Origin of the sequence: Methylobacterium sp. CCH7-A2 (assembly GCF_001557075.1) — a bacterium.
Taxonomy (GTDB): domain Bacteria; phylum Pseudomonadota; class Alphaproteobacteria; order Rhizobiales; family Beijerinckiaceae; genus Allobosea; species Allobosea massiliensis.
In genome coordinates this window covers 1-6545 of record NZ_LSKN01000212.1, presented here as the reverse complement: position 1 = coordinate 6545, position 6545 = coordinate 1, and the positions used below count along the sequence as shown (strand labels likewise).

Below are 6545 nucleotides of genomic sequence, written 5' to 3'. Positions count from 1 at the left end.
AGACCGCGACCGATCCGGCCCCGACCGAGATGTTCGAGACCATCATCAACCTGAAGCCTCAGGAGCAGTGGCGCGCCGGCGTCACATCCGACACGCTCAGGGCCGAGATGGACAAGGCGCTGCAGTTCCCGGGCATCTCCAACGCCTGGACGCAGCCGATCCGCGCCCGCATCGACATGCTGGCGACCGGCATCCGCACCCCGATCGGCGTCAAGGTTTTTGGCGACGACCTGACCAAAATGGAAGGCGTCTCGCGCCAGATCGAGACCGTGCTCAAGAACGTGCCCGGCACCACCAGCGCCTATGCCGAGCGCGTCATCGGCGGCTACTTCCTCGACATCGTGCCGGACCGGATCGCGCTCGGACGCTACGGGCTCTCGGTCGGCGACGTGCAGGGCGCGGTCACGATGGCGCTGGGTGGCGAGACCGTCACCACGACGGTCGAGGGCCGCGAGCGCTACGGCGTCACCATCCGCTATCCGCGCGACCTGCGCTCGGATCCGCAGGCGATCGCGCGCGAGGTCCAGGTGACGATGCCGTCGGGCGGTTCGGTGCCGCTGGGCGAGGTCGCGACGATCGAGCGCAAGCGCGGCGCGACCACGATCCGCACCGAGAACGGCCAGCTCGCGATCTACATCTTCGTCGACATCGCCGGGCGCGATCTCGGCGGCTATGTCCGCGAGGCGCAAGGTGCGATCGCGCAGGCCGTCCAGCTTCCGGCCGGCTACCGCGTCGCCTGGAGCGGCCAGTTCGAATATCTCGAGCGGGCCGAGGCGCGGCTGAAGATCGTCGTTCCGGTGACGCTCGCGATCATCTTCCTGCTGCTCTACCTCAACTTCCGCCGGCTGACCGAGACGCTCATCGTCATGCTGTCGCTGCCCTTCGCGCTGGTCGGCGGAATCTGGCTGCTCTGGTGGCAGGGCTTCAACATGTCGGTGGCGGTCGCGGTCGGCTTCATCGCGCTCGCGGGCGTCGCGGCCGAGACCGGCGTGATCATGCTGATCTATCTCGACCAGGCCCTGAAGGAGGTGCGGGCGCGCTGCGCGGCGGAAGGACGAGCCTTCACCCGCGCCGATCTTCGCGACGCGATCATGCTCGGCGCGGTCGAGCGGCTTCGGCCAAAAATCATGACCGTGATCGCGATCATGGCGGGCCTGCTGCCGATCCTCTGGAACACCGGCACGGGCTCGGAGGTGATGCAGCGCATTGCCACCCCGATGATCGGCGGCATGGTCTCCTCGACCGTGCTGACGCTGTTGGTGATCCCGGCGATCTACGGGCTGGTCAAGGGCTGGGGGCTGCCGGCGGCGGCTGGGCTGTCCGGCCGTCATCCGACGGATGGCGGCGCCAATTCAGGCACGGTCGCCAGTTCGCCGATCGTGTCTGAGCCCGTCCAGTGAGCGATCAAGCGTCTTCAAGGCGGCGTCAGGCGACGACGCTTCGGGTCCGAGCATATCGAGCACGGGACATGGCGCGAGCGGCTCACTGGTGCAGCGCGCGACGGATGCGGCGAGGATACTCTCCAGCCTCGTCAGGTCTGCGAGCTTGCGACGCACCTCGGTGAGGTGCGTCGACGCGATGTCCTTGACCTCCGCGCAGGAGCCATGGCGGGGGTCGTTCAGGATCAGGAGGGCGCGAATCTCGTCGATGCTGAACCCCAGCTCGCGGCCTCGGCGAATGAAGGCCAGCCGCCTGACATGGGCGTCGTCGTAGACGCGATGGCCGCCCGACGTGCGCGGCGGCGCGGGCATCAGCCCGATAGTCTCATAGTAGCGGACCGTCTCGAGATTGACGCCTGCGGCTTGTGCAAGCTGTCCCGCGGCGATGCCTCGCGCCTTTGTGAGCATATGTGGCTTGATCCCGTAGTGGCTACGGGAGGCAGAGTGCCATGGATCGAAACGGAGCACCATTCATGTTCAGCGCGGAACTCGGAAAGTCGAGCACGACGGAGCCTCTCCCGGCGCCATCCACGCGCCTCCTGGCCGGGACGGGCGCGGTCGTTGGGATCGGCGCGCTGGTCGCATCCTCATGCTGCGTGCTGCCGATCGCGCTCGCGGGACTTGGAGCGACGGGGGCGGTCTTCAGCGGCCTTGCCTTCCTGGCCGATATCCGGCCGCTGCTTATTGCCGGCGCTGCGGGTATGCTGGCTCTCGGCTGGGCTTTTTTCTTCTGGCGAAGGCGCAGGCCGAGCTGTGATGGCGACACATGCGCCAAGCCAGGAACATCCCGCCGCACGATCGGACTGCTCGGCTTCGGCTCTCTGGTCGTCGGGCTGGCGCTCGTCTGGTCGCCCTATATCGAGCCGGCCCTGCTCAAGCTGACGCGGTGATCCTCATGCAGCTTGAATCGACTCTGACTTGTCCTCGCTGCGCCCATCAGGCGACTGAGACGATGCCGACGGACGCCTGCTGGTTTTTCTACGAATGCAAGAGCTGCGGAGTACTGCTGCGACCGCTTGAAGGCGATTGCTGCGTGTTCTGCTCTTATGGCGACGTGCCCTGTCCGCCGATTCAGGCCGCCAGCGATGGACAGCCGTCAGCGGCGGGCTGCTGTGCGCCTCGGATCGCGGCGCGAACCGGCTCCGGGGACGGATTTTAGGTCTGCGCCCAAGCGAGCTGTTTTCGGTTCGCGCCTGCCGGCCGACCCGCGTTCTCGCAGGCCGGCTGGAACCTCGTCAGCTCATGCGCTTGATCTCGGCATAGGCGCCTTTGGTGCGCAGGATGATGGTCACCGGCTTCGTGCCGCGGTTGCGCCAGAACCAGCCATGGCCGCCGTCGAATTCGGCGGTCAGCACGCCGGTATCGCCCGCTACCGCGCGGCCGGTCTTGTAGCTCTTCTCCTTGGCGCCGGGGCCGGGCGTGCCGTGCATGTCGTAGTTGACGACGCCGTCCTTGACGCTCCACTCGAAGGTGACCTTTGCGCCCTTGACCATGGTGAGCTTGTATTCGGTCCCCTTGGTCGGATCGAGCGTGATCACGGTCTCGTCGGTCTTCTCGGCCTGGGCGAGATCGAGCCGTTCGCCGGCCTGCGCAGGCGAGACGAGGAGCCCGGCCAGCGTGGTCAGCAGGCCGGAGCGCTGGTCCGGGGCCGGCGTCGCGGGGGCCGGTTGAATCGGCGTCGTGGAGAGGTCCTTCAGGCGGTCGGCCTCGGCTTCGGCTGCGAGCTGGGTCTTGATCTCGCCCATCTCGGTCAGCCTGAGCATGCGGCCGACGCCGGTGGGGTCGATCGCGTATTCGGCGGGCAGCACGATGGTCACGAGGATGCCGGCCGCCGCGACGATGGCGATGGCGGTCGAGCGCAGAAGCTGGGCGTTAGTCGGCAGTTCGGCGCGGGTCGGGATGTCGGTGTTGTACATGAGACGTGTGTCCTTGGGGTTCAGGAAACGAAATAGCCGGTGAGCTGGTAGCCGACGAGCACGAAGCCGGCGGTGAGCATCCAGACGTTTGCGGTGTAGGCATGACGCCAGAAGCTGGCCGTGCGCCGCCAGTAGCCCATGACGATCAGGATCATGCCGAGCGCCGTGAGCTGGCCGAGTTCGACGCCGACATTGAAGGCGAGCAGGTTCGGGATGAGCCCGTCCGGGGAGATCTGGTATTCCAGTATTTTGGTCGAGAGACCAAAACCATGGAACAGGCCGAAGATCAGCGTCGCCGCCTTGGTGTTCGGTTGGAAGCCAAGCCAGCGCTGGTAGGCGCCCATGTTGTCGAGCGCCTTGTAGACGACCGACAGCCCGATGATGGCGTCGATGAGGTAGCTGTTGATCCCGACGTTGAACTAGACGCCGAGCAGCATGGTCGTGGAGTGGCCGATCGCGAACAGGCTGACATAGAGCGCGATGTGCTTGAGGCGGTAGAGGAAGAAGATCACCCCGAACAGGAACAGGATGTGGTCGTAGCCCGTCACCATGTGCTTGGCGCCGAGATAGACGAACGGGAGCAGGTTCACCCCCGTGATCTCCTTGATGTAGCCCTTGTCGCCCTCGGCTACGGCGTGGGCCAGCGCCGCATCGATGCCCGGCATAACCAGGACGATCGCCAGTACGAGGGAAAGGAGCAGGCGCAAGGCTGCTTGTCGCAGCAGGCGCCGCCCTCCGGTGGAAGGTGGTTGCATGACTGATCCGATGGTTCGTCGTTGAAGGCTGCCGCGAGCGCGGCGCTGAGTTCAGGCGACGGCGGATCGAGGCGGGCGTTCCAGACCGCCGGGTCGCTCCGAGGCGGATCGCCGATGCTCGTGCCGGATCGGGGTCCGCACGAAGCGCGGCGTGCCGAGCTGGATCAGGCCGACGACATCCGCCGTCTCGTGGACATGGTCGGCGGTATTGTGCCCATGGACATGGCCTGGCAAGCGCTCGTCGGGCTCGCCCTCTTCATGGGCATGGCCGTGCTCGGCGATCGAAGCGGCGAGTTCCGCATGCCGTAAGACCTCGGCCTGCGCGATGGCGTAGGCGTTGTGCCCGGCAGAGACGTGCGCAGCCGAGAGCGTCATGCAGAGCGCCATCGCGAGGGCGATGACGAGGCTGAACCCGGCTCGAAGGCGGCGGCGCGACATGGGCAGAGCGTAGAGCCCTTCTTCTTGACGACAATTTGACTGGAGACGACGAACGACGAGTCACGTGACCGCATTGACGTATCCTACCCAGGAGGATACGGAAAGCCATGTCCGAGAGCCATCTCCACGCGACCCATCCCGCCATCGTCAAGCGGCTGAAGCGGGCCGACGGGCACCTGCGCAAGGTTATCGAGATGATCGAGGCCGGTCGTTCCTGCCTCGACATCGCCCAGCAATTGCAGGCTGTGGAGAGCGCGATCGGGCAGGCCAAGAAGACCCTGATCCAGGACCATCTCGACCACTGCCTCGACGAAGTCGTCGGGCCCTTGCCGCATAAGCAGCGCGAGGTGGTCGACGCCTTCAAGGCCATCGCGAAATACCTTTAGGGCCCACCCCATGCTGGCTATCCTCGCCAACCGGACCTATCGCCACCTCTTTCTCGCGCAGGTCATCGCGCTGGTCGGCACCGGCCTTGCGACGGTCGCGCTAGGTCTTCTCGCGTATGATCTCGCGGGTGCGAATGCGGGCATCGTGCTCGGCACAGCGCTGGCCATCAAGATGATCGCCTATGTCGGCGTCGCGCCGATCGCGTCCGCCTTCGCTGAGTGCCTGCCGCGCCGGAGCATGCTGGTGGGGCTCGATCTCGTTCGCGCGGCCGCGGCGCTGCTGCTGCCTTTCGTCACGGAGATCTGGCAGGTCTATATGCTGATCTTCGTGCTGCAGTCGGCCTCGGCCGCCTTCACGCCGACCTTCCAGGCGACGATTCCCGACATCCTGCCCGATGAGAAGGACTACACCCGGGCACTCTCGCTTTCGCGGCTGGCCTACGATCTGGAGAGCCTGCTGAGCCCGGCGCTAGCGGCGCTGCTGCTGACCGTGATCAGCTTCCACAACCTCTTCGCCGGCACGGTCATCGGCTTCATCGCCTCGGCCGCGCTGGTCGTGTCTGTCATTCTGCCGAACCCGAAGCCCGGCGAGCCGCGTGGCGTCTACGACCGCACCACGCGGGGCCTGCGGATTTACCTCGCGACGCCACGGCTGCGCGGGCTGCTGGCGCTGAGCCTCGCCGTCTCGGCGGCAGGCTCCATGGTCATCGTCAATACGGTGGTTCTGGTTCAGGCGACCTATGGCCTGACGCAGCAGGCGACCGCGCTCGCGCTGGCGATGTTCGGCGCGGGCTCGATGACGGCCGCCTTCGCGCTGCCGCGCCTGCTCGACCGCCTCGACGACCGCAGGCTGATGTTGATTGCCGGCGCTGCGCTTCCGGTCCTATTGATGCTGGGCACGCTGGTTCCCGGCTTTTCCGTCCTGCTGCCGCTCTGGTTCGCGCTCGGCTTCTCCTACAGCCTGACCCAGACGCCGTCGGGTCGCCTTTTGCGGCGCTCTGCCCATCCGGAGGATCGGCCGGCGCTGTTCGCCGCCCAATTCGCCCTCTCGCATGCCTGCTGGCTGATAACCTACCCGGCGGCGGGCTGGCTGGGCGCGACGATCGGCTTGCCCGCGACATTCGTGGCGATGGCGATCATCGCCGGGCTGGCGCTGGCGATCGCCTTGCGTGTCTGGCCGGCGGGCGATCCCGACGAGATCGAACACGAGCATCCCGGCCTCGAAGCCGACCATCCGCATCTGGCGGGTGCGGGCAGGCGGCATCGGCATGCCTTCGTGATCGACCGAAATCATCTTGCCTGGCCGACGCGCGGCTGAGCGGCTTGAGCATGGGCCCACTATCGGAAATCGTTCCTATTATCCGACATCTCGCCGCAGGCGAGACGCTGTTTGCGGCCGGGGACGAAACGCGCGGCTTCTTTATGGTGCGCACGGGACGCGTCAGGCTCGTGCGCTTCGGCGGCGATGGCCGTGAGACGGCGCTGTTCACCGCTGGGCCGGAAGAGCGCTTCGCCGAGGCCTCACTTTTCGCCGAGCGCTACCATTGCGACGCCATGGGGCTCTGTGGTCATTTCTACATTAATACACGCTAAGGGCATTTTGCAGGTGAC

Annotated in this window: 9 protein-coding genes and 1 pseudogene; 6 read left to right on the top strand and 4 right to left on the bottom strand. The window is 66.3% G+C overall.

Annotated elements, in window-relative coordinates; all coding sequences use genetic code 11:
* Positions 1–1400 (top strand): efflux RND transporter permease subunit (locus AX750_RS15865; RefSeq protein WP_197426556.1); only part of this gene is annotated, 1400 nt, incomplete at its 5' end.
* Here the strand turns inward: AX750_RS15865 and AX750_RS15860 are convergent.
* Positions 1353–1847, bottom strand: coding sequence for a helix-turn-helix domain-containing protein (locus tag AX750_RS15860; protein ID WP_082365455.1), 495 nt, complete (start codon positions 1845–1847; stop codon positions 1353–1355). The genes AX750_RS15865 and AX750_RS15860 overlap by 48 nt on opposite strands.
* A 65-nt stretch (positions 1848–1912) precedes the next feature.
* On the opposite strand from AX750_RS15860, the gene AX750_RS15855 reads away from it, so the two are divergent.
* Both AX750_RS15855 and AX750_RS26930 read left to right on the top strand, forming a co-directional pair.
* A complete protein-coding gene (locus tag AX750_RS15855) occupies positions 1913–2329 on the top strand; it encodes a mercuric transporter MerT family protein (protein WP_054211124.1) in 417 nt (138 codons plus the stop codon).
* A 5-nt stretch (positions 2330–2334) separates the two neighbouring features.
* Positions 2335–2598 carry a GDCCVxC domain-containing (seleno)protein gene (locus tag AX750_RS26930; RefSeq protein ID WP_082365457.1) on the top strand — a complete coding sequence of 88 codons (264 nt, stop codon included), beginning with the start codon at positions 2335–2337 and terminating at the stop codon, positions 2596–2598.
* 76 nt (positions 2599–2674) lie between these two features.
* Here the strand turns inward: AX750_RS26930 and AX750_RS15850 are convergent, their stop codons facing one another.
* The 3 genes and pseudogenes from AX750_RS15850 to AX750_RS15840 all read right to left on the bottom strand — a co-directional run bounded on the left by AX750_RS15850 (position 2675) and on the right by AX750_RS15840 (position 4548).
* The gene (locus AX750_RS15850) at positions 2675–3355 is read right to left on the bottom strand and encodes a hypothetical protein (protein ID WP_054211123.1); all 681 of its coding nucleotides are present in this window, start codon (positions 3353–3355) and stop codon (positions 2675–2677) included.
* 20 nt (positions 3356–3375) lie between these two features.
* Positions 3376–4020, bottom strand: a pseudogene (locus tag AX750_RS15845) (HupE/UreJ family protein).
* A 141-nt stretch (positions 4021–4161) separates the two neighbouring features.
* A complete protein-coding gene (locus AX750_RS15840) occupies positions 4162–4548 on the bottom strand; it encodes a hypothetical protein (protein ID WP_054211121.1) in 387 nt (128 codons plus the stop codon).
* Positions 4549–4655: 107 nt separating this feature from the next.
* Between AX750_RS15840 and AX750_RS15835 the strand changes: the two genes are divergently transcribed.
* The 3 genes from AX750_RS15835 to AX750_RS15825 are packed head-to-tail and all read left to right on the top strand — an operon-like array spanning position 4656 to position 6527.
* A complete protein-coding gene (locus AX750_RS15835) occupies positions 4656–4934 on the top strand; it encodes a metal-sensing transcriptional repressor (RefSeq protein WP_054211120.1) in 279 nt (92 codons plus the stop codon).
* Between the two features lie 10 nt (positions 4935–4944).
* The gene (locus tag AX750_RS15830; protein ID WP_054211119.1) at positions 4945–6252 is read left to right on the top strand and encodes an MFS transporter; all 1308 of its coding nucleotides are present in this window, start codon (positions 4945–4947) and stop codon (positions 6250–6252) included.
* 11 nt (positions 6253–6263) lie between these two features.
* Positions 6264–6527 carry a cyclic nucleotide-binding domain-containing protein gene (locus AX750_RS15825; protein WP_067254685.1) on the top strand — a complete coding sequence of 88 codons (264 nt, stop codon included), beginning with the start codon at positions 6264–6266 and terminating at the stop codon, positions 6525–6527.
* Positions 6528–6545 lie beyond the last annotated feature (18 nt).

Bases quoted from the DNA above. Each gene is read 5' to 3' on its own strand.
- AX750_RS15860 (WP_082365455.1), bottom strand. From the start codon at position 1,847: ATGCTCACAAAGGCGCGAGGCATCGCCGCGGGACAGCTTGCACAAGCC.
- AX750_RS15855 (WP_054211124.1), top strand. From the start codon at position 1,913: ATGTTCAGCGCGGAACTCGGAAAGTCGAGCACGACGGAGCCTCTCCCG.
- AX750_RS26930 (WP_082365457.1), top strand. From the start codon at position 2,335: ATGCAGCTTGAATCGACTCTGACTTGTCCTCGCTGCGCCCATCAGGCG.
- AX750_RS15850 (WP_054211123.1), bottom strand. From the start codon at position 3,355: ATGTACAACACCGACATCCCGACCCGCGCCGAACTGCCGACTAACGCC.
- AX750_RS15840 (WP_054211121.1), bottom strand. From the start codon at position 4,548: ATGTCGCGCCGCCGCCTTCGAGCCGGGTTCAGCCTCGTCATCGCCCTC.
- AX750_RS15835 (WP_054211120.1), top strand. From the start codon at position 4,656: ATGTCCGAGAGCCATCTCCACGCGACCCATCCCGCCATCGTCAAGCGG.
- AX750_RS15830 (WP_054211119.1), top strand. From the start codon at position 4,945: ATGCTGGCTATCCTCGCCAACCGGACCTATCGCCACCTCTTTCTCGCG.
- AX750_RS15825 (WP_067254685.1), top strand. From the start codon at position 6,264: ATGGGCCCACTATCGGAAATCGTTCCTATTATCCGACATCTCGCCGCA.